22 protein-coding genes are annotated in these 21567 nt (G+C 59.0%); 10 read left to right on the top strand and 12 right to left on the bottom strand.

Features of this window, described 5'->3' with window-relative positions:
- Positions 1 to 7: 7 nt before the first annotated feature.
- Complete coding sequence (locus B0B09_RS15555) at positions 8 to 2452, top strand: GcvT family protein (RefSeq protein WP_076660848.1); 2445 nt, start codon at positions 8 to 10, stop codon at positions 2450 to 2452.
- Between the two features lie 31 nt (positions 2453 to 2483).
- Here B0B09_RS15555 and B0B09_RS15550 read toward each other — a convergent pair whose 3' ends face one another.
- The 9 genes from B0B09_RS15550 to B0B09_RS15510 form a co-directional block, all read right to left on the bottom strand.
- Positions 2484 to 3407: an MBL fold metallo-hydrolase gene (locus B0B09_RS15550; RefSeq protein ID WP_076660847.1), complete on the bottom strand. Its 924-nt coding sequence runs from the start codon at positions 3405 to 3407 to the stop codon at positions 2484 to 2486.
- Between the two features lie 102 nt (positions 3408 to 3509).
- The gene (locus B0B09_RS15545) at positions 3510 to 4850 is read right to left on the bottom strand and encodes a S41 family peptidase (protein WP_076660846.1); all 1341 of its coding nucleotides are present in this window, start codon (positions 4848 to 4850) and stop codon (positions 3510 to 3512) included.
- Between the two features lie 13 nt (positions 4851 to 4863).
- Entirely contained in the window at positions 4864 to 5925 is a 1062-nt protein-coding gene (locus B0B09_RS15540) for a murein hydrolase activator EnvC family protein (protein WP_076660845.1), read from the bottom strand.
- Positions 5922 to 7436: a 2,3-bisphosphoglycerate-independent phosphoglycerate mutase gene (gene gpmI, locus B0B09_RS15535; protein ID WP_076660844.1), complete on the bottom strand. Its 1515-nt coding sequence runs from the start codon at positions 7434 to 7436 to the stop codon at positions 5922 to 5924. The genes B0B09_RS15540 and gpmI overlap by 4 nt, the downstream gene beginning before the upstream one ends.
- Positions 7437 to 7538: 102 nt before the next feature.
- Positions 7539 to 8009, bottom strand: a complete 471-nt coding sequence (rlmH, locus tag B0B09_RS15530) for a 23S rRNA (pseudouridine(1915)-N(3))-methyltransferase RlmH (RefSeq protein WP_076660843.1) — start codon at positions 8007 to 8009, stop codon at positions 7539 to 7541.
- The gene (gene rsfS / locus B0B09_RS15525) at positions 8009 to 8365 is read right to left on the bottom strand and encodes a ribosome silencing factor (protein WP_055295842.1); all 357 of its coding nucleotides are present in this window, start codon (positions 8363 to 8365) and stop codon (positions 8009 to 8011) included. Before rsfS ends, rlmH begins: the two co-directional genes overlap by 1 nt.
- A 190-nt stretch (positions 8366 to 8555) precedes the next feature.
- On the bottom strand, positions 8556 to 9581 hold the full coding sequence (locus tag B0B09_RS15520) for a zinc-binding dehydrogenase (protein WP_076660842.1): 1026 nt from the start codon (positions 9579 to 9581) through the stop codon (positions 8556 to 8558).
- Between the two features lie 9 nt (positions 9582 to 9590).
- On the bottom strand, positions 9591 to 10379 hold the full coding sequence (gene xth, locus B0B09_RS15515; RefSeq protein WP_076660841.1) for an exodeoxyribonuclease III: 789 nt from the start codon (positions 10377 to 10379) through the stop codon (positions 9591 to 9593).
- Between the two features lie 43 nt (positions 10380 to 10422).
- Entirely contained in the window at positions 10423 to 11412 is a 990-nt protein-coding gene (locus tag B0B09_RS15510; protein ID WP_076660840.1) for an asparaginase, read from the bottom strand.
- A gap of 198 nt (positions 11413 to 11610) precedes the next feature.
- Here B0B09_RS15510 and B0B09_RS15505 point away from each other — a divergent pair, with 198 nt between their 5' ends.
- The 3 genes from B0B09_RS15505 (at position 11611) to B0B09_RS15495 (ending at position 13861) form a co-directional block, all read left to right on the top strand.
- The gene (locus B0B09_RS15505; RefSeq protein ID WP_055295837.1) at positions 11611 to 12141 is read left to right on the top strand and encodes an invasion associated locus B family protein; all 531 of its coding nucleotides are present in this window, start codon (positions 11611 to 11613) and stop codon (positions 12139 to 12141) included.
- A 93-nt stretch (positions 12142 to 12234) separates the two neighbouring features.
- Positions 12235 to 13410, top strand: a complete 1176-nt coding sequence (rlmN, locus tag B0B09_RS15500) for a dual-specificity RNA methyltransferase RlmN (protein ID WP_076660964.1) — start codon at positions 12235 to 12237, stop codon at positions 13408 to 13410.
- A gap of 34 nt (positions 13411 to 13444) precedes the next feature.
- Complete coding sequence (locus B0B09_RS15495) at positions 13445 to 13861, top strand: hypothetical protein (protein ID WP_076660839.1); 417 nt, start codon at positions 13445 to 13447, stop codon at positions 13859 to 13861.
- Here B0B09_RS15495 and B0B09_RS15490 read toward each other — a convergent pair.
- On the bottom strand, positions 13858 to 14706 hold the full coding sequence (locus B0B09_RS15490; protein WP_055295835.1) for an LOG family protein: 849 nt from the start codon (positions 14704 to 14706) through the stop codon (positions 13858 to 13860). The genes B0B09_RS15495 and B0B09_RS15490 overlap by 4 nt on opposite strands.
- 128 nt (positions 14707 to 14834) lie before the next feature.
- On the opposite strand from B0B09_RS15490, the gene dapD reads away from it, so the two are divergent.
- From dapD to B0B09_RS15475, 3 genes are read left to right on the top strand one after another with little or no spacing between them, the layout of a single operon-like run.
- Entirely contained in the window at positions 14835 to 15662 is an 828-nt protein-coding gene (dapD, locus tag B0B09_RS15485; protein WP_076660838.1) for a 2,3,4,5-tetrahydropyridine-2,6-dicarboxylate N-succinyltransferase, read from the top strand.
- A complete protein-coding gene (locus B0B09_RS15480; protein WP_076660837.1) occupies positions 15663 to 15944 on the top strand; it encodes a hypothetical protein in 282 nt (93 codons plus the stop codon).
- Positions 15941 to 16270 (top strand): DUF8846 family protein, encoded by a 330-nt coding sequence (locus tag B0B09_RS15475; RefSeq protein WP_055295832.1) that lies wholly within the window; start codon positions 15941 to 15943, stop codon positions 16268 to 16270. Before B0B09_RS15480 ends, B0B09_RS15475 begins: the two co-directional genes overlap by 4 nt.
- Here the strand turns inward: B0B09_RS15475 and B0B09_RS15470 are convergent.
- Complete coding sequence (locus tag B0B09_RS15470) at positions 16267 to 16668, bottom strand: hypothetical protein (RefSeq protein ID WP_076660836.1); 402 nt, start codon at positions 16666 to 16668, stop codon at positions 16267 to 16269. The genes B0B09_RS15475 and B0B09_RS15470 overlap by 4 nt on opposite strands.
- Before the next feature lie 125 nt (positions 16669 to 16793).
- Between B0B09_RS15470 and B0B09_RS15465 the strand changes: the two genes are divergently transcribed.
- The 3 genes from B0B09_RS15465 to rnr all read left to right on the top strand — a co-directional run bounded on the left by B0B09_RS15465 (position 16794) and on the right by rnr (position 21162).
- Positions 16794 to 17504, top strand: a complete 711-nt coding sequence (locus B0B09_RS15465; protein WP_076660835.1) for a heme-dependent oxidative N-demethylase family protein — start codon at positions 16794 to 16796, stop codon at positions 17502 to 17504.
- A gap of 157 nt (positions 17505 to 17661) precedes the next feature.
- Positions 17662 to 18804 carry a succinyl-diaminopimelate desuccinylase gene (gene dapE, locus B0B09_RS15460; RefSeq protein WP_076660834.1) on the top strand — a complete coding sequence of 381 codons (1143 nt, stop codon included), beginning with the start codon at positions 17662 to 17664 and terminating at the stop codon, positions 18802 to 18804.
- 102 nt (positions 18805 to 18906) lie between these two features.
- Positions 18907 to 21162: a ribonuclease R gene (gene rnr / locus B0B09_RS15455; RefSeq protein ID WP_076660963.1), complete on the top strand. Its 2256-nt coding sequence runs from the start codon at positions 18907 to 18909 to the stop codon at positions 21160 to 21162.
- Here rnr and B0B09_RS15450 read toward each other — a convergent pair.
- Positions 21143 to 21565: a DUF1801 domain-containing protein gene (locus B0B09_RS15450; RefSeq protein ID WP_076660833.1), complete on the bottom strand. Its 423-nt coding sequence runs from the start codon at positions 21563 to 21565 to the stop codon at positions 21143 to 21145. The two genes, rnr and B0B09_RS15450, sit on opposite strands and share 20 nt — an antisense overlap.
- Positions 21566 to 21567 lie beyond the last annotated feature (2 nt).

Raw genomic sequence — 21567 nt, 5'->3', positions numbered from 1 at the left:
AAATGCAATGACAAACCTTCCAAAGCATGCCCGTGTGGTCATCATCGGAGGGGGCGTCATTGGCTGTTCGGTCGCCTATCATCTGGCCCAGTTGGGGTGGAAAGACGTGGTGCTGCTGGAACGCAAACAGCTGACCTCCGGCACCACATGGCATGCGGCCGGATTGATCGCGCAGCTGCGCGCGACGGCGAATATGACCAAGCTCGCGAAATACAGCCAAGAGCTTTATGGCAATCTGGAAAATGAGACAGGTGTCGCGACCGGTTTCAAGCGTGTGGGGTCAATCACCGTGGCGCTGACAGAGGAGCGCCGCGAAGAGCTTTCACGCTCTGCGGGGATGGCACGGGCGTTCGGGGTAGAGATTGAGGAAATCTCGCCCAGTGAGATCAAGGACCGCTACGCGCATCTGAATATCGACGGTGTGACGGGTGGTGTCTATCTGCCCAAAGATGGTCAAGGCGACCCTTCCAACATCGCGCTTTCGCTGGCCAAGGGCGCGCGCATGAAGGGCGCCGTGGTGGCTGAACGTACCAAGGTCACTAGGATCAATAAGGCGGGGCGCCGCGTGCAATCCGTGGATTGGGAAACCGCTGACGCGCATGGCACGATGACCTGCGATATGATTGTCAATTGCGCAGGGATGTGGGGCCATGAAGTGGGCCGTATGGCGGGCGTGAATGTGCCGCTACATGCCTGCGAACATTTCTATATCGTGACCGAGGCAATTGCCGGTCTGACCCAGTTGCCGGTTCTGCGTGTCCCTGATGAATGTGCTTACTATAAGGAAGACGCAGGAAAAATCCTGCTGGGCGCCTTTGAGCCAAATGCGAAACCTTGGGCGATGGATGGTATCCCAGCAGATTTTGAATTCGATCAACTGCCCGAGGATTTCGACCATTTTGAACCGATCCTCGAAGCCGCTGTTGCACGCATGCCCATGCTTGCGGAAGCTGGAATTCATACGTTTTTCAATGGTCCCGAGAGTTTCACCCCCGATGACGCCTATCATCTGGGGCTGGCACCCGAGATGGATAACGTTTGGGTGGCTGCGGGCTTTAATTCGATAGGCATACAGTCTGCCGGTGGCGCGGGCATGGCGCTGGCGCAGTGGATGGATGCGGGCGAAAAGCCCTTCGATCTGGGTGATGTGGATATTGGCCGGATGCAGCCGTTTCAGGGCAACAAGACCTATCTGTTTGAACGTTCCAAGGAAACGCTGGGGCTGCTTTATGCCGACCATTTCCCTTTCCGCCAAAAGGCCACCGCGCGCGGTGTACGCCGGACGCCATTCCACCAACATCTGCTAGAGCAAGGCGCGGTGATGGGTGAGCTTGCAGGTTGGGAGCGGGCCAACTGGTTTGCGGATGAGGGGCAGACGCCGGAATATGCATACTCTTGGAAGCGGCAGAATTTCTTTGGCAATGTTGGCGCCGAACTGAATGCGATCCGCACGAATGTGGGGATGTATGATATGTCCTCTTTCGGGAAAATACGTGTTGAGGGGCGCGATGCGACGGCGTTCCTGAACCATATCGGCGGCGGCCAGCATGACGTGCCGGAGGGCAAGATTATCTATACGCAGTTTCTGAATAGCCGTGCGGGGATTGAGGCCGATGTGACTGTCACCCGCCTGTCCGAGACGGCCTATCTGGTGGTCACACCTGCCGCGACGCGTCTGGCGGATCAGACGTGGATGCAGCGCCATATGGGCGATTTCAACGTGGTCATCACCGATGTGACAGCGGGCGAAGGCGTGCTGGCCATCATGGGCCCGAATAGCCGGAAACTGCTCCAGGCCGTGTCGCCAAATGATTTTGGCAATGACGTGAACCCCTTTGGCACCGCGCAAGAGATCGAGATCGGCATGGGTTTGGCGCGCGCCCATCGCGTCACCTATGTGGGTGAGCTGGGTTGGGAGGTCTATGTCTCGACCGACATGGCGGGGCATGTGTTCGAGGTGCTGCATACGGCGGGACAGAACATGGGGCTCAAGCTTTGCGGGATGCATATGATGGATGCGGCGCGCATGGAAAAAGGATTCCGCCACTTCGGTCACGATATCACGGCTGAGGATCACGTTCTGGAGACGGGGTTAGGCTTTGCTGTGAAAACCGACAAAGCTGACTTCATCGGCCGCGACGCCGTGATGAGCAAACGTGACGCAGGGTTGGAGCGGCGACTCATGCAATTCAAACTCCGCGATCCCGAGCCGCTCTTGTATCATAACGAACCCATTTTGCGGGATGGCAAGGTTGTTAGCCATCTCAGCTCTGGCGGCTATGGCCACCATCTGGGTGCCGCACTTGGCATGGGATATGTGCCCTGCGCAGGCGAGAGCGTGGCGGATGTGCTGTCAAGCGCCTACGAGATTGACGTGATGGGGGTACGGGTGCAGGCGGAGGCGCAGTTGAAGCCGTTTTATGATCCCGCATCCGAAAGGGTGAAAGCCTGACCACCAAAGTGGCCAGACTTTCGCAAGGCGATTAGCCCATCAACTGGCCCGCTTCGGGCACCCAGCGGAACTCGGCACCGTTTGAGCCTGTGTCGACATATCCCACAGCAGGGAACGGCATGTGGTAGCCGATGGCGGGGATGCGGTCGGCGTTGATCATGCCCAAGACGTTGCGGCGTGATGCGGCAGCGGCCTCTTTGTCGGCGTCAAAGCGCACTTCCCAATCGGGGCGTGCCAGCGACCACACTGGGTGGTTGGCGAGGTCAGCAAAGATCACAAGCCCTGCGCCTGCACTGTCTAGACGATAGACCATATGGCCGGGCGTGTGACCGAACGCGGCCATCCCTGTGATACCGCTGACGACATCGCCGCCATCACCAAGGAAAGTCATATTTTCGGCCAGCGGGCGGACATTCGCCTCAAAGCCTTCGTTTTCGGCGCCGGCCCAGTGGTCAAACTCCATTTGGCCCGTCACGTAACGTGCGTTCGCGAAGGTTGGTGCGCCATCGTTCATCAAGCCACCGATGTGATCGCCGTGCATGTGGGTCAGGACAACAACATCGACTTGGTCGGCGGTGTAGCCTGCACCCTCAAGGGCTGCGACGGTGGCGGCGGCGTTCAGGCCGGTATCGAAAAGCACGACTTCGCTGCCTGTGTTCACCAGTGTGGGTGTGAAAAAGAACTGTGATGCCTCGGTCGACAGGAAGTTGTCGCGGCTGACGGCGGCGAATTCTTCTTCCGACACGTTCATGCCGAAGATGCCCTGAGGCGCGTCGCGGGGCGTGGTGCCGCCAAGGATTGTTGTCACCTCGAAATCGCCGATCATAAAGCGGCGGTGTGTGGCGAAACTTGCACCCTTCATCGGGGCTTCGGCGCGGGCAGCTCCGGCGGCAAGGCTTGCGAAAGGCAAGGCCGTGCCGGCGGCAAGCAGGTTGCGGCGTGTCAGCTTAGTCATCGTGTCTCTCCTATTGGTGACGCTTGGTCAGGTGATGCAAAAGGAAATAGGACGCTATTTCCCTTTGTCACTCACGTCAGCGTGATCAGGAGAGCGATTTACTCACTCGCTACCCGACAGTGGGCCCAGTGCGTTCAAACCCTTCAGGATATCAATAGCATAGGCCAGTTGATAATCATCCTCGCGCAGGGCTGCCGCAGCCTCGGCGCGCGCGCGATCTTCTTCGATCTGGCGGATTTCGTCCTCTGTCAGGCTGTCATTCTCCAAAGAACCGCGCAAACCTGCTTCGGTCCGTGGTGTACCTGCTTCTGCCTCTTCTTCATCCACGGGGCGTGGACGGGGCTGTTCCACAATGATGTCCGGAGAAATTCCGAGCGACTGGATGGACCGGCCCGACGGTGTGTAATAACGCGCAGTTGTCAGGCGCATCGCCCCGTCCTGGCTGAGGGGAACAACCGTCTGGACAGACCCTTTGCCAAAGGAATTGGTGCCAACGATGATGGCGCGGCGGTGGTCTTGCAGCGCACCCGCCACAATTTCCGATGCCGAGGCGGACCCACCATTGATCAGGACAACGATCGGTTTGCCTTCGGCCAGATCACCGGGTGTGGCATTGAAGCGGTCACCGTCAGATGCCCGCCGCCCGCGTGTGGAGACGATTTCACCCGCATCAAGGAAGGCGTCAGAGACATAGACCGCTTGACTGAGCAGACCGCCGGGGTTGTTGCGCAGGTCAACGACAAAGCCGTCAATATTGTCGATACCACCAGCCTCGGCCACTTGTTCTTCGATCCCTTCCGCCAGGTTCGGGAAGGTCTGTTCGTTGAACGTTGTGACCCGCAAGACAACCGCGTTGCCCTCGGTGCGGCTGCGTACGGCGGTCAGTTTGATCGTATCGCGGATGATCGAGACGTCAAAAGGCTCGACCTCGCCTTCGCGCACGATGGTGACAATAATCTCGGCACCAACGGGGCCGCGCATCATCTGCACCGCTTCGTCCAAGGTCAGGCCCAATACGCTTTCACCGTCAACGGCAGTGATAAAATCACCTGCTTCGATGCCTGCGGCCTCGGCCGGGGTGCCATCCATCGGGGACACCACTTTCACCCATCCCTCTTCCTGGGTGACTTCGATCCCCAGACCGCCGAATTCGCCCGAGGTGCTGACACGCATGCGCTGCGCCGCTTCGGGGGACAGATAGCTCGAGTGCGGATCAAGCGATGTCAGCATCCCGTTAATAGCGGCCTCGATCAGTTCGCGGTCGTCAACTTCTTCCACGTAGTTCGAACGGATCCGCTCGAAAATATCGCCAAAAAGATCAAGCTGCTCATAAACGCTGGTGCTCTGCTCCGCTTCTTGCGCCACAAGTGGCCCCGCAATCTGCGTCGTCACAACCAGTCCCAAGACAGCACCACCAGTGGCGGCCAACATCAGCTTTTTCATCTTTTTTCCTTACCTACTCGACCGCAAACCACGCGGCGGGGTTCACCGGAGTTTGCCCCTCTCTGACCTCAAGATAAAGGGCAGAGCCGGGCTGCCCAGTCGCAATCCCAAAATTTTCAGTCAATTTCCTGTCATTTGCCGCCAAAAGCCCGATTGGCGCACCCATCGGGACCACCTGCCCCGCCACGCCGAAGACCTCGGCAAATCCTGCCATGACGAACATGATGTCAGCAGCCGGTTCCAGAATCACTACGGTGCCATAGTCCAGAAGCGGGCCCTGAAACAAAATCGTGGACGGTGCAGGGGCAGTGACCAAGGCGCGGGGTTCGGCACCTATGCGTAAACCGCGCCGGCCCGTGCCATCATCGGGCAGTATTGTGCCGGCAACCGGCAAAGGCAGGTTCCCTTGTGGCGTGAGCACCCCGGTGCCATCCGGACGCGCCTCGGCCAACCCTGTGGCGAATTCCCCCAAGGTCCGGGTGCTGGCCACTAAAAGCGCGGTTTGCACCGGATCGTCCTCGAAACGGCTGGGCAGATCGGTGCGTTCTGACACCGCCTGTCCCAGAGCCGCACGGGCCGCCTGTGCGCCCTGCAATCCTTCGGTCAAGGTCTGCGCAGCAGCGTCCTGGGCCTGCCGTGCCTCTTGGGTCTGCGTCAGAAGTGCGTTCAGCCGCGCGACCTCAGCGCGCAACCCCGGTGTCACATCGGCCACGAGCATGCCAGCGCGCACGGTGTTCAGCGGCCCGTCAGGATGTGCACGCAAGACAGGTTGCGGCGTGTTGCTGATGGCAGACAGCACCCCCAGAAGCTGGGCAAATTCAGCGCGGCGCAGTTCGAGCTCTTCGGTCAGGATTGCCTCTTGCAGGGCAATATCGCGTTGCTCCTGCCGCATGGCCGCCAGCCCCGCCTCATAGGCCTGGACGGTTTCCGTCAGCGCCGCAATCCGGTCGCGTGCACTGTCAGCGGCCTGCAATTGCGCTTGGGCTGCCTGCAACTGTGCGGCAGCCTCGACCGCGTTTTGTTGCGCCAAAGCCCCCGAGGCGAAACAAAGCAATGCAGCAATCAGGCGGATCATTTTACGATCAAACTCCGCCCTGTCATTTCGGGGGGCAATTCCAGACCCATCAGATCAAGCACCGTGGGCGCAAGATCGGCCAGCCTGCCGTCACGCAGTGACGCGCCCTCTGACCCACTGACCAAGGCCACTGGCACAGGGTTCAACGTATGCGCGGTATGCGGCCCACCTGTTTCAGGATCAATCATCGTCTCGCAATTGCCGTGGTCGGCGGTGACGATCATGGCACCGCCTGCGGCTTTAAGAGCGGTCAGGACCTGTCCCAGACCCTCATCAACCGCCTCACAAGCCTTGATCGCTGCACCAAGATCGCCGGTGTGTCCCACCATATCGGGATTGGCGTAGTTGGTGACAATCAGGTCATAGCCGTCCTCGATGGCCTTGACGAAATGTTCGGTCACCTCGGCCGCCGACATCTCTGGCTGCATGTCATAAGTCGCAACTTTTGGCGATGCCGCCATATAGCGGTCCTCGCCCTTTTCCGGCACCTCGATCCCGCCGTTCAGAAAGAAAGTCACATGGGGGTATTTCTCGGTCTCTGCCAGCCGGAACTGGCGCAGCCCGTGTTTGGCAACCCATGCACCAAGGGTATTCTGGATATCGCGTTTGGGAAAAACCGTATCGAACCACGCGTCATGACGGTCCGAATAGGTGACCATCCCCAGCAATGCTGCCAAAGGCGGCTGCTCACGCTCAAATCCGTCAAAGTCGGGATCGGCAATCGCCGCCAGAATTTCACGCGCACGGTCAGAACGGAAATTCAGACAGAAGAACCCGTCATCCTTTCCGAACCCTGCGTAGTCGCCAATCACGGTGGCGGGGATGAATTCATCTGTTTTGCCCGCCGCATAAGCCGCCTCGATCGCCGCCAGTGGCGTGGCGGCCGCCCCGCCCTCACCTTTGATCATCGCGTCATAGGCGGTCTCGACCCGCTCCCAGCGATTATCTCGGTCCATCGCGAAATAGCGGCCAATGACCGTGGCAATCTTCGCGTTGTCAGGCAGGTTTTCAGTCAGCGTTGCCATAAACGCTTTGGCCGAAGATGGCGCCACATCACGCCCGTCTGTGATCGCGTGGATGATGACCGGCACACCGGCATCGGTGATCGCCTTAGCGGCAGCAATGATATGATCTAGATGCCCATGAACGCCGCCGTCGGACACGACCCCCATCAGATGCGCGGCACCTCCACTGGCTTTCAGCTTCTCAATGAACGCCACCAGCGCATCCGCCGTGAAAAACGATCCATCCTCGATCGACAGCTCAATCTGGCCCAGATCCATCGCAACCACGCGGCCCGCGCCGATGTTGGTGTGGCCCACTTCGGAATTGCCCATCTGCCCGCCGGGCAGCCCCGCATCACGGCCATGTGTCAGAAGCCGGGCATGGGGCCCTCGCATGATCGCGTCAAAATTTGGGGTATGCGCCTGCTTGGGCGCGTTGCCTTCAACCGCGTCGCGCAGGCCCCAGCCATCAAGAATGCACAGAACAACGGGTTTGGGGGTGGGCATAGCAACGCTCCTATATTGGTTGATTGCTGTCTATCGCAGCATTGCAATCAGGGGAACCACCGCACCGCATCATCTTGCCCGAAATACTCCCGCCGGAGGCTCCTAAGCCCGATGATAAGGACCGCCCGCCAGAATAGAGGCAGCACGGTAAAGCTGTTCGGCCAACATCACGCGCACTAACATATGCGGCCAGACCATTTTGCCAAAACTCAAAGACGCATCGGCGCGGTCACGCAAAGCGGGATCAATCCCGTCCGCGCCACCAATCACGAAACTGACGTCCTGCCGCCCCTGGTCGCGCCATGTGGCGAGAAGGGCTGCAAAGTCCGGCGAGCCCATGAGCTTGCCGCGTTCATCGAGGGTACAGATCAAGGCACCATCGGGCACCGCACGTTCCAGCAGGGCTGCCTCGCCGGCCATGCCGCCGCCCTTTTTGTCTTCGACTTCGATCAGTTGCGCAGGCCCAAAGGCCAGCGCCCGCCCCGTCCGGTCGAACCGGGTGAGGTAGTCATCATAAAGGTCGCGCTCGGGCCCCTTGCGCAAACGGCCCACAGCGCAAATCTGGACCCGCATCAGACGGCGCTGGCCGTCCCCGGCTGCCACATCTTTTCAAGCTGATAGAATTCGCGCACTTCCGGACGGAAGATATGCACGATGATATCGCCTGTGTCGATCAGCACCCAATCGCCGGTGTCTTTGCCTTCGGTCTTGGAGATGATCCCGAATTCCTGCTTCAGACGATCCGCGAGCTTTTCAGCCATCGCCGTCACTTGGCGCGTCGAACGGCCCGATGCGATGACCATATAGTCGCCAATCTCGGACTTGCCGCGCAGACTGATCTGCACGATGTCTTCGCCTTTGTCGTCATCGAGGGATTTGAGAACAGCCGCCAAAAGCGCTTCGCTGGTCACATTTTGTGGGGCCGTCATTGCTGCGACTCCGGGTTTGGCTGATGCATCAGCCGCTGTAGAAAGAGACAGATCATTGTCCTCCTTAAAGCACGTCGTCATGGCCCCGACGCAGGGCATGATCTAGAAATAGCAACGGTTCAGCGGTTTTTCAACATTTCTGAACCGAAAGCGCGCGTGTCGCGGATTTATTGCGCAGATGCAAGCAAGATCAGCCTCGCGGATCAATAAACGCCTTGCCATCAGGCACGGCCAGCACCTGAGGCAGGCGCAGCATGGCCTCCGACAACGGCACGATCCCCGCCACATCCGTTTTCCATGCGCCACTGACAAAGCGCTCCTGGATTTCCACAAAGCCCGCCCGCACGCGGTCCGCACCCACCTGCTTGATCCAGCGGGTCAGCCAGAAACCCTCGATCTTCTTGTTCATAAAGATCAGTTGGCCCAGTTCCGTCAGGCACGGGGCCTCGCCCGACAGTTTGCCATAATTCACCCATGTGCTGTGTTTGGGCATGGCAAAGAACAGATCAGCCGTGAACTGGTCACCAACAGCATCCAGCAAAATCGCGGGCGGCAGCGCGCGGAAGGCCGTTTTGGCCTGATCAAGCGCGTCCGGCTGGGTGGACACAATCACGGAATGTGCGCCAAGGTCGCGTAGTTCAGCCGCCTGTTCAGCGCGACGGACGACTGCGATTGGCGCAACGCCATTATCCCTCGCCAGCGCGATCAGGTATTTCCCAAGCTGAGATCCGGCAGCGTTCAGCACAAAACTCTCCGCGCGGCTTTCCTTGACCAGATCAAACATCGCAATTGCGGTCAGCGGATTGACCAACTGGCATGCGGCATCCACTTCGGCCAGATCGGGGCGGCAAGGCACGAGGCTGGTGACATCAGCCAGCGCATACTGCGCCCACGTGCCGGACCCGCCGGCAAAGAAGCTGACGCGCTTGCCAATCAGAGGCGTGTTGCCAGCCACAACCTCACCCACAGCTTCAAATCCGGCAGGGCTCCCTTTGACACGGGGTTGGCCGTATTCGCCTTTGATAAAATGGATGTCAGAGGGGTTCACCGCCGCCAGATGCACCTTGATGAGCGCTTGGCCTGCGGCGGGCTGCGGCAGGGGCACGTCCTGATATGCCACAAAAGGGGACAGGTCGCTGATATTGGGCCCCGTCCGTGTACCCGCATAGCCATCGTGCAATTGCACAAGCGCTTTCATGGATGTCGGAAGTGTCATTGAATTCCCCTAGAGATCGAACGTTGCGAACACAGGTGCGTGGTCGCTGGGCTTTTCCCAGCCACGTGCGTCACGCAGCACGCGGCTGCTGTGGGCGGCGTTCTTGATGTCCGGCGTGGCCCAGATGTGATCAAGCCTGCGGCCCTTGTCGGCCTCGTCCCAATCCTTGGCGCGGTAGGACCACCAGCTATAGAGCAGACCTTCGGGAATATCGTTGCGTGTCACGTCGGACCATGCCCCTGCATCCATTACAGCGGCAAAGTGTTCCACTTCGATCGGCGTGTGGCTCACGACCTTGAGCAATTTCTTGTGGTCCCACACGTCGTCTTCGCGCGGTGCAATATTCAGATCGCCCACAAGAATGGATTTTACCGGCTTCTGCGCATGATAGGCATCGCGCATGTCAGTCAGATAATCGAGCTTCTGGCCGAATTTTTCGTTCACGGCGCGGTCCGCCACATCACCACCAGCAGGGACATAGTGGTTGTGGATCGTCACACCATTTTCCAGCTTGGCCGCGATGTGCCGCGCATGACCCAGACCGGCGTAATCCTCGGCCCCAGCCTCGACCATCGGGATTTTGGAAAAGATCGCCACACCGTTATAGCCTTTCTGGCCGCGCGCAACCATGTGCGCGTAGCCCAGCGCCTGAAACTGTTCCAGCGGGATCTTGTCCACTGGGCTTTTGCATTCCTGCAGGCAAAGCACATCAGGGGCCTCATCGCGCATCAGGCGGGCAACGATGTCTTCGCGCAGACGCACAGAGTTGATGTTCCAGGTGGCAAGGGTAAAGGGCATAAGGCAGGCTTTCCGTTCAGTGTTTCTGGTGAGCGCGTCGGGCTTACGCGAGCAATGGGGCCGGGCGGATAAAGCCCGTGGTCAACCCTCTGCGGTTAAAAATGGCCGGTGTCCGGCGCGCAACGGCTGCAGGATGGTTCGGGTCAAGTACGCCAAGCCGCACGAGGATCGCCGCAATGGCGCAGTCCCGCCCGCGCTGTGAGCCATCCATGATCTTGACCGCAACGCCTAATCGCTTTTCGGGGATGATCGCAATGAAGACGCCTTCTGCACCGGTCTTGATCGCTACCTTATGGTCCATCGCCCGCATCAGATCGGTGCAGGTGCGCGTTTCGCCCGCAACAAATTCCGGAAACGTCGCCATCGCTTGGGTCAGCCGCGCCGCGGCGGTGCTCAGCACATCGGAACGGTCCTGTGCACTGGCAAAAAAAGCCATCGCGCGGGCAAGGCCATGCACAGAACAGGCATGGTTTGGTGCGGAGCACCCGTCAATTCCGTACATCGGGCTGGTTTCGCCAGTCACCTCTTCAAAGGCTGATTTGACAGCTTTCTGCACCGGATGGTCGATGAGTTCGTAATCAGGGCCAGCCTTGAGGTGTTTTTTCAACGTCAAAAACCCCGCATGTTTGCCGGAACACTCGTTGTGGATTTGACACGGTGCTGTGCCCGAACAGATCAATGCGTTGCGGGCCGCTTCGTCCATTGGCAAAGCCGGACCACAGCGAAAATCATCATCTGTCATATCAAGATCTGCGAGCCATTTGCCCACCAGATCGGTGTGAATCGCGGCGGCGTTGTGCGACGCCGAGGCAATCGCCAATTGCTGTCCAGTCAGATTTGCTGCGGCTCCGCTTGCCACCAATGGCAGTGCCTGAATCATTTTGCATGACGAGCGCGGATAGATAATGGCCGTAGGATCCCCCCAGCTTTCGACAATCTGGCCGGTATCGTCACACACAACTGCGTGACCCTGATGGACGCATTCAAGCAGATCTCCGCGCCAGACTTCGACCAGATCAACAGGATTTGCCATTTTCTTGCCCTTTTGAATTGTATATTTCGTTTTTATCGCGCAGAGCGCACCTGTAACGGGGCTTTCCCCCACAGGCAATTTTTTGCTAGGCGTAGTGGTATCGAGTTGAACAAGGTCTCGCCAGTCGAAAAGGTACCGTCAGATGTGCCACTGGCTGGGCGAGACATCCAGAGGCAAGGACAGCGTGGAGGCTGCAGAATGATTTTGAATATTTCACGCGCGATTGGCGTAACACTGGCTTTGGTGACGGCGGGTGCCGCCGCCGCACAAGAAGAAAGCGATAACCGCGTTTCAGCGAATACCGACTGGAGCGTTTTTGTGGAAAGCGATCCGAATGAATGCTGGGCGGTCTCGGCCCCAAAGGAAACGCTGAACACGCGCGATGGCAATACCGTTGACGTGCGCCGCGGCGACATCCGGTTGATTGTCTTCTACCGCCCCTCCGAGAATGTGAACGGGCAGGTCATGTTTACCGGCGGCTATCCGTTCGCCGACGAATCAACCGCGAGCGTGCAGATCGGCGACACGACATTCCAGATGTTCACCCAAGGCGAAACTGCTTGGCCAGCAACCCCTGCCGATGACGCCCGTTTCGTCGAGGCGATGAAGCGCGGGGCAAATGCGGTGATCACGGCGCGGTCGGGTCGTGGCACACAAACACAAGACACATTTAGCCTTTTGGGCTTTACTGCTGCGGTGGAAGAAGCCGCGAGCCGCTGCGCGGGCTAGGCGTTTCACAATATTTTGCGCAAAGGCGGTTTCCTTGTGGAGGCCGCCTTTTTCTCTTATATGCCCCTCAAACCCCTCAGTGAGAGTAATCCCATGGACGCCAAGGCCCCCATTACGCAGGACGTGCTGACTATTCCGCGCAAGTTGCCAGACGGACCGCGCAACCTGATCGGTTTGTCGCGTGACCAGATGCGGGATGCACTGATTGCGGCCGGCACACCGGAAAAGCAGGCCAAGATGCGGGTCGGCCAGATTTGGCAATGGATCTACCATTGGGGTGTGCGTGATTTTGCGCAGATGACCAATCTGGCGAAAGACTACCGCGCGATGTTGGCCGACACCTTTGCGATTGAATTGCCCGAGGTGGTGACGCGGCAGGTGTCGGATGACGGCACCCGCAAATATCTGGTGCGGATCGCAGGCGGACATGAGGTGGAGGTGGTCTATATCCCCGAAACCGACCGCGGAACACTTTGTATCTCGAGCCAAGTCGGCTGCACGCTGACCTGTTCATTCTGTCACACGGGCACGCAGAAACTCGTGCGCAACCTGACCGCAGCCGAAATTGTCGGGCAAATCATGGTCGCCCGTGATGATCTGGGGGAATGGCCCGAGCAAGGCGCGCCGAAGGATGAAACGCGGCTCCTGTCGAACATCGTCCTGATGGGAATGGGCGAGCCGCTTTATAACTTTGAGAATGTGCGCGACGCGATGAAGATCGCGATGGACCCCGAGGGGATATCCCTGTCGCGGCGACGGATCACGCTCTCGACATCCGGTGTGGTGCCCGAAATTGCACGCACCGCGCAGGAGATCGGATGCCAGCTCGCGATTTCATTCCATGCGACAACCGATGAGGTGCGGGACCGTCTTGTCCCGATCAACAAGCGCTGGCCGATTGCGGATTTGCTGGATGCGTTGCGGGACTATCCCAAGGTATCGAACTCCGAGCGCATCACCTTTGAATATGTGATGCTGGATGGTGTGAATGACAGTGACGAAGATGCGCAACGCCTGATCAAGCTGATCAAGGGTATCCCTGCCAAGATCAACCTGATCCCGTTCAATGAATGGCCCGGCGCGCCCTACAAGCGGTCGTCGAACAACCGGATCCGCAAGTTTGCGGATATCATCTATAAGGCAGGCTATGCCTCACCTATCCGCACTCCGCGGGGCGAGGATATCATGGCCGCTTGTGGCCAGTTGAAGTCTGCGACCGAACGCGCGCGCAAATCCAAGGCGCAGATCGCGCAAGAGACAGGACTTTAACCATCTCTTCACCATGTGACGGCATGGAGACGGCATGGAGACTGTGACCATATATCTGGGCCAGACGATGGTCGCGGCCTTGCGCCAGATCGGGGAAGCCGAGGATCTCTCGGTCGGCCACATCGTGCGCGATGCCATCAAGCGTGATTTGTACCGCAGGACCCGCGCGAAGACGGCTCGCAGAGCGGATGAGCGGCTCGTCGCGCCCTTGCGGGCGCTTCTCGCGGATGATCTGGCTTATGCGACAGGTTGGGATGATTTACAGGCGCGTCTGTCGCGCAAGGGCTATCAGCTGCGTGAAGCGGGCGGCGGATTGGCCCTGCATGATGCCGCAGGTGCGCGGATCTGCAAAGGGTCTGATCTGGGGTATAGCTACGGCCGCCTGATCCGGCGTTTCGATGCCCCGCTTCCGGGACATCGCCACAGGTATCTGCACACAAAAATGCGTTAGCGGCCGGGGATCGCGCCGCGCTTTTCGCCCTTGCCGTCCCAATTCTCCAAAGCGGCCAAGGCATCTTCAGCCGTTTCAACAAAACGGAACAGCTTTAAATCATCCGCTGAAATTGTCCCTGCGTCAGCCAGCGCATCCCAGTTGATGATTTTTCGCCAAAAACTTTCGCCAAAGAGCAGGAACGGGACCTGCTCCATCCGCCCGGTCTGGATCAATGTCAGCGCCTCGAACATTTCATCCAATGTGCCAAAGCCCCCCGGAAACACACAGATCGCAGAGGCGCGCATCAGGAAATGCATCTTGCGGATGGCGAAATAGTGGAAGTTAAAGCACAGCTCGGGCGTCACATAGGCGTTGGGCGCTTGTTCATGCGGCAGCACGATATTCAGCCCGATGGACCGCCCGCCCGCGTCCTGCGCGCCACGGTTCCCTGCTTCCATCACACCCGGGCCGCCGCCTGTGACGATCACATCCTCACTGCCACCTGATTTCAGGGAGCGCTCAGTCATCATCCGCGAAAAGCGCCGCGCCTCATCATAGTATTGCGACAAATCAGCCAAAGTTTGCGTGCGCGCCGTGTCTTTCTTGGCAGGTTCGGGAATGCGCGCGCCACCAAAAAGGACGATGGTGGAATCAATATTCGCCTCATCCATCAATAGCTCGGGCTTGAGCAGTTCCAACTGCAGGCGGACCGGCCGCAACTCTTCTCGGCACATGAAATTGTCGTCGGCAAACGCCAGCGCATAAGAGGGCGCACGGGTTTGCGGGGTGTCGGGAATATGAGTCGCCGCTTCACGGTCTTGATGGCTGTCACGCATCGGGTGGCGTCGGGTCTCTTGGTTCATCAGTTCAGTCCTGCCTTTGTTTCGCACAAGCTTGCCTGACTGCGCCCGGTTTGCAAGGTCGCTTGAAGCGTTGATTGATCCCGCAACCCCCGCTAGAAGCCTGTGAAATCAATTTACGGAGAGTCCCCATGTCCAATGCTGCCCTTGAGACCGCAATCGAAGCCGCGTGGGATGCCCGCGATACGATCACCTCAGCCACCACCGGTGAAACGCGCGAGGCAATCGAGGATACGCTGAATGCGCTGGACAGCGGCAAACTGCGTGTCGCCGAGCGTCAGGATGATGGCAGCTGGCATGTGAACCAATGGGCCAAGAAAGCTGTCCTTCTCGGGTTCCGCATCAAAGACATGGAGCCACAGTCCGGTGGCCCCCAAGGCGGCGGTTGGTGGGATAAGGTCGACAGCAAATTCAAAGGCTGGGGGGCCGACAACTGGAAAACCGCCGGTTTTCGTGCAGTCCCGAACTGTGTCGTGCGCAAATCCGCCTTTATCGCGCCCGGTGTGGTGTTGATGCCATCCTTCGTGAACCTCGGCGCCTATGTCGACGAAGGCACGATGGTGGATACGTGGGCGACTGTCGGTTCTTGTGCGCAGATCGGCAAGAACGTGCACCTGTCGGGCGGCGTTGGCATTGGTGGTGTGTTGGAACCCATGCAGGCTGGCCCCACCATCATCGAGGACAACTGCTTTATCGGCGCGCGTTCCGAGGTGGTGGAAGGCTGCATCGTGCGCGAAGGATCGGTTCTTGGCATGGGTGTGTTCATCGGCCAGTCCACCAAGATTGTGGACCGCGAAACCGGTGAGGTCATGTATGGCGAAGTGCCCCCCTACTCGGTCGTTGTCGCAGGCTCGATGCCGTCCAAGAACAACGTCAGCCTTTACTGCGCTGTGATCGTCAAGCGGGTAGATGAGCGGACACGTTCCAAGACCGGCATCAATGAACTGCTGCGCGACTAGATGATTATCAGCCGGTATCTGGCGCGCAAGCGCGTGGCGGCGGGCATGCGTCCGTCGTTCCGGCAGGCGTGGTTACCCGTGCTTGCCGATACAGCCGCCATTGGTCTGGTGCTGTCGCTGATCTTTCTGCCCGTCGTCTCGGCAACACTGGTGATGGAGCTGTCGCTTGTCTGGCGCATGGTCGTGCTTTTCGTCGTGATCTACATGCCGCTGCAGATCGTGGTCATCTTTTCGACCGTATGGGCAGTCCGGTCGCGCTATGAAGAGAAAGACTACACATGAGCAAGAAAGAAAGCCGCCAGCAGGTCTATACATTGCTCGTCGAGGTGGGGCGCAATGCGGGTGACGGTCTTCCTGATGGCGCCACCGGTGCGGCACTCATGTGCTATGCCAGCGGCGTGGATGAAGCAGAAGCCGTCCGCGAAACAGTGGCGATCCTCAAGCAGGCCGACCTCGCGCCGCTGGATGTGTCCGGCTATGGGACGTTGGACGAACGGTTGGCCGAAGGCCATGATATCTCCGACGATGAAAAGGCGCTGATGGCCCGCGCGTTGGAAGAAAACAGCGTGATTGTTGCCCAAATGACCCCGTTCTTCGACAAGGTCTAGACAGTACACAGCAGCGCAGAGCGCATCAGGATCAGAATAACAACGACCTGCAGCAACATCTGGGCGGCGAAGAAACCCTTGTTTGCAGCCAGAATAGCCAAGAGCCGTTCACGCGCGCCGATCAGAAGCGCAAAAAACGTGCCAAGCATCGCCAGCCCGATGATCATCGCGGCCTGAGAGCCGATAATACCGGTCATACATGCCTGTGTAGAAATGCTGCGTTCCGCAGTGAAGTAGAGGCCTGCACCAGCGACGCCCGCTTGCCCAAGACCAAGCAGAAAAAGTGGCACTGCCATGGGAAGGTTTGAGCGGCGCAAAAAGGCCAATGCCTGCCAAACCACAAGCCCCAACAAAAGAAAGAGCCAAAGCGGGACCGGGGCAACTGCTATGTAAATCATCAAAAAAGGGCCTATTCTGGATTAAAACCTGTCAAGCCGACACCCTGCCTCTGGAACCGCTTTGTGGTTCTGGCCAACGCGGACTAGATACACGGGACGCATGCGCTGATCTACCATAGGCTATCATGAGAACGATTTTGCAACAGACCTTGCCCGATGCCCACGAAGGCGACCCGCGCCTGCCGGGAACCATGCCCTGTGCGGCGAACGACTGGCTGCGCGTCGATGCATCCTATGCTGCGCAAATGGCCTATCGCGCCCAGCTTCTTGCGACACGACCGGAGGCTGTTCTCTACGAGAACGACCGGACCGGCGAAACCGGGCAAGAGGTTCTGTCCGAGGCTTTGGATATCCTGCCTGATCTGGGGTTTCGGATGATGGATGATCAGGTGATTTGCCCCGATGGGCGGCATGTATCACTGGACCGCCATGCCCCCCTGCAGACGCTCGGGCATCTGGTGCAGGAAGATATTTGTATTTTGGAAAAACAGGGTGACGAGCATGTGATGACAAGCGCCGTTCTGTGCTTTGCTGCGAACTGGCGGTTGGCCGAAAAGATCAACCGTCCGCTGACGGGCATTCACGTGCCTGTGCCTGAGTATGACGACAATATCGCGGCCCGCGTCCAGCGGTTGTTCGACGGTGTACAGGTGGGGCGGCCGCTCTGGCGCTTCAACAAATTGCGTTATGTCGATCCGGATCTGCATCAGCCCTACAAACGCGAGACCGACGATGTGATGCCCTTTACGCGGTCAGAGCGGCAATGCATCTTGCGGCTGCCGCGCACGCAGGCGGTTGTCTTCACGATCCATACCTATGTGGTGAGCAACGCCTGATAGGTCTTACGGGCCTTGGTCAAATGTAGCTGAAACTCCTCCATAACCGTTTTTAACAAGGCCGCGGGCAGGTTCCAAGTGATCCGTCACCAACCAATCGCAATTTGCATCCCGCAGCGCTTCCCGCTAGCCATACGACAAAGAGGAGTCCCCCATTATGCCCGTCGATCCCGTTGCCCTGACTGCCGATCTTGTCCGCTGCCCATCGGTCACGCCTGAGGAAGGCGGCGCGCTGGTGTTGCTGGAAAAGGTGCTGACGCAAGGTGGCTTTACCTGCACGCGGGTGGACCGTGGCGGGGTTTGCAATCTTTATGCGCGTTGGGGGCGGCAAGGGGCCAATCGGACCTTCGGTTTTAACGGCCATACAGATGTTGTGCCTTTGGGGGATGAGGCGGCATGGACAATGCCGCCCTTTGGCGCCGAGATCAAAGACGGGTTTCTCTACGGACGCGGTGCGACGGATATGAAATCGGGCGTGGCCGCCTTTGCTGCTGCGGCGCTTGATTTCGTCGCTGACACGCCACCGGACGGGGCGATCGTGCTGGCCATCACCGGCGATGAAGAGGGTGATGCCCTTGATGGCACGACCGCATTGCTGGACTGGATGGCGGCCAACAACGAAAAAATGTCGGTATGTCTGGTGGGCGAACCCACCTGCCCCGATGTGATGGGCGAGGCGATGAAAATCGGGCGGCGCGGGTCGATGACCGCGTTTTTCACTGTGACCGGCGTTCAGGGCCATGCGGCCTATCCGCACCGTGCAAAGAACCCGATGCCTGCCATGGCGCGTCTGATGGATGTGCTTTCCAGCCGCGTGCTGGATGAAGGGACCGCGCATTTTGATCCGTCTTCACTGCAAGTATTGACGATCGACACCGGCAACCCCGCGACCAATGTCATCCCCGCCCAGAGCAAGGCCACGGTCAACATCCGCTTTAATGACATGCACACGAGTGCTGCGCTGACGGCCTGGATGCAGGAAGAGGCAGATCAGGTCGCCGCTGAATTTGGCGTGAAAATAGCCATGCGGGTGAAGGTTTCGGGGGAAAGCTTTCTCACGCCACCCGGTGAACTCTCTGACCTGATTGCGGGTGCGGTCGAGGCTGAAACGGGGCGCAAGCCGGAACTCTCTACCTCGGGCGGCACATCGGATGCACGGTTTGTAAAAGATCACTGCCCCGTTGTGGAGTTCGGTCTGGTGGGCAAGACGATGCATCAGGTGGATGAACGGGTTGAGGTGGCGCAGATTTCGCAGCTCAAGGCGATTTATACCCGTATCCTGACGGACTATTTTGCGTAAATCTTCGGTGTGGCTGGCGCTGACCCAAATCTCTTGTAAGAGATTTGACCAATTCCTGCGAAGGAATTGGCTGTTTTCCTTTTGTCATGCTAGGCGGTGATTATGACACGCATTCCTTCCAAATCCGAAATCCTTGCATGGATCTCCGAGCACCCCACCAAAGCCGCCAAACGCGATATTGCGAAGGCCTTTGGCATCAAGGGTGCGGCCCGCATCGACCTCAAGCGCGTGCTGCGCGAGTTGGAGGATGAAGGCAAACTGACCAAGCGGCGCAGCTCGTACCGTGATGCCGAAGAACTGGCCCCTGTCGCGGTGCTTGAAGTGATCGAGGCGGATGCCGACGGCGATCTTTTCGCACGACCCTTGGAGTGGAAAGGCGAAGGGGCCGAACCGCGCATACTCATGCTCATGCGCTCCAGTGACCCCGCCCTTGGGCCGGGTGACCGTATTCTGGGCCGCCTGACCGTCGACAAGACCGAAGACCACAGCCACACCGCCCGCATGATCCGCCGGATCGGGACAAACCCGCTGCGTATTCTGGGCGTGTTTCGTCAGGCCTCGGAAGGGGGGCGTGTGCTGCCTATTGATAAGGGGGCAGACAAACAGTGGACCGTCGCCGCTGGTGCGACGGGTGGCGCCAAGGACGGCGAGTTGGTCGAGGCCGAACAAGCCGGACCCAAAGGCCGCATGGGCCTGCCCAAAGCGCGGATCGTGGCACGTCTGGGTGATCCGACCGCGCCGCGCGCGGTGTCTTTGATTGCGATCCACCAGCACGGCATTCCGGATCATTTCCCCGATGAGGCCGTGGCCGAGGCCGATGCGGCCACGCCTGCGGGGTTGGACGGGCGCAAGGATCTGCGTGATCTGCCACTCATCACCATCGACCCTTGGGATGCACGCGACCGCGATGACGCCTGCTATGTTCAGCCCGACCCTGACCCGAAAAACGACGGTGGTTTCATCATCTGGGTCGCGATTGCCGATGTTGCCCATTACGTCACACCCAATTCAGAACTGGACCGTGAAGCGCGCAAGCGGGGCAATTCCACCTATTTTCCAGACCGTGTGGTGCCAATGCTGCCCGATCGGCTCTCGGGTGATCTCTGCTCGCTGCATGAAGGGGTAGAGCGGGCCTGTCTGGCTGTGTCGATGCGGATTGATTCGGCGGGCAACAAGATTGACCATGCCTTTCATCGCGGGCTGATGAACTCGAAAGCCTCGCTGAATTATGAAGAGGTGCAGGCCGGCGTTGACGGGCAACCCAATGAGAAGGTTGCCCCGATCCTCGAGCCAATCATCAAACCGCTTTATGCCGCTTTTGCAGCCTTGATGAAGGCACGCGCGCAACGGCAGCCGCTGGAACTGGACCTGCCCGAACGCCAGATCGTGCTGGATGATGCCGGCAAGGTAAGTTCGGTGCAGTTCAAAGAGCGCCTTGATGCGCACCGGCTGATTGAGGAATTCATGGTGCTGGCGAATGTCGCTGCGGCCGAGACGCTGATCGCCAAGAAATCACCGCTGCTCTTTCGTGTGCATGAAGAACCCAGTCCCGAAAAACTGGACGCTCTGCGCGAGGTCGCGACGGCCTCGGGCCTTGTACTGGCCAAGGGACAGGTGTTGAAGACCGCGCATCTGAACAAGCTTTTGGCGGGTGCCGAGGGCACCGAAAATGACGAGCTGATCAATATGGCGACGCTGCGGTCGATGACGCAGGCCTATTATTCGCCGGATAATTTTGGACACTTCGGTCTTGCGCTGCGGTCCTATGCGCATTTCACATCGCCCATTCGCCGCTATTCGGATCTGATTGTGCACCGTGCGCTGATCAAGGCCCACGGATGGGGTGAAGACGGGCTAAGCCCGTGGGACATCGAGCATCTGTCAGAGACCGCCAAGATCATCAGCGATACCGAGCGCCGCTCCATGACGGCGGAACGTGATACGACAGACCGGTATCTGGCGGCGTTTCTGTCGGACCGTATCGGCGCGGAATTGACCGGACGGATCAGCGGAATTGCCAAGTTTGGTGTCTTTGTGAAGCTGGATGAAACCGGTGCCGATGCGATGATACCGATCCGGACGTTGGGACGCGAGTATTTCCATTATGACGCAGACACCCAGACGCTGATGGGCGCAGATACCGGCATGGTCATCGGGCTGGGCCAGCGTGTGACGGTCAAGCTGGCAGAAGCGGCCCCTGTGACCGGCGGGCTGATTGTCGAATTGCTGACGCTCGATGACCGCAGCGTGCCGCGCGGCCCGTCCAAGGGGCGGGGCAAACCGCCACGGCGCAAGATGGGATCGGCCCGCAAGAAAGCGGCCAAGACAGCGCGCAAGGTCAAGCGGACGCGAAAGTAGCCTTGCGCAGATGATAGGTCAGGCCGTGGTGTACCAAAAGCCGCAGGCGCGCGGGTGCAATATCATCGGCGCACCGAAACACCACAGCACGATTGCCTTCGATCTGGTCCAAGCCGCCGAACGTCGCGGCATAGGTGCTGATGATATCCGTGCCGCAATGCGCAAAGATGGCCACGCCACCGCCATTTGCCAACCCGACCCGCAGGGTTGAGCCTGATTTCGTCTCAGGTGTCAGATAGGACGGCTGTCCCCACTTCAGGGTCTCTTCCAGCCGCCCTACTTCTGGCGTGGCGTCAGCGACCTCAAAGATCAGATCACGCAACGACAGGGCCATATCCCGTTCGGACGCAGGAAACGCCGCAAAGACACGTGCCACCTTGTCGTCGGAGAATGGATATTTCATCG

Origin of the sequence: Yoonia rosea, assembly GCF_900156505.1 — a bacterium.
Taxonomy (GTDB): domain Bacteria; phylum Pseudomonadota; class Alphaproteobacteria; order Rhodobacterales; family Rhodobacteraceae; genus Yoonia; species Yoonia rosea.
Note: the sequence above shows the minus strand (reverse complement) of the source record. Positions and strands in the feature narration are given on the sequence as shown.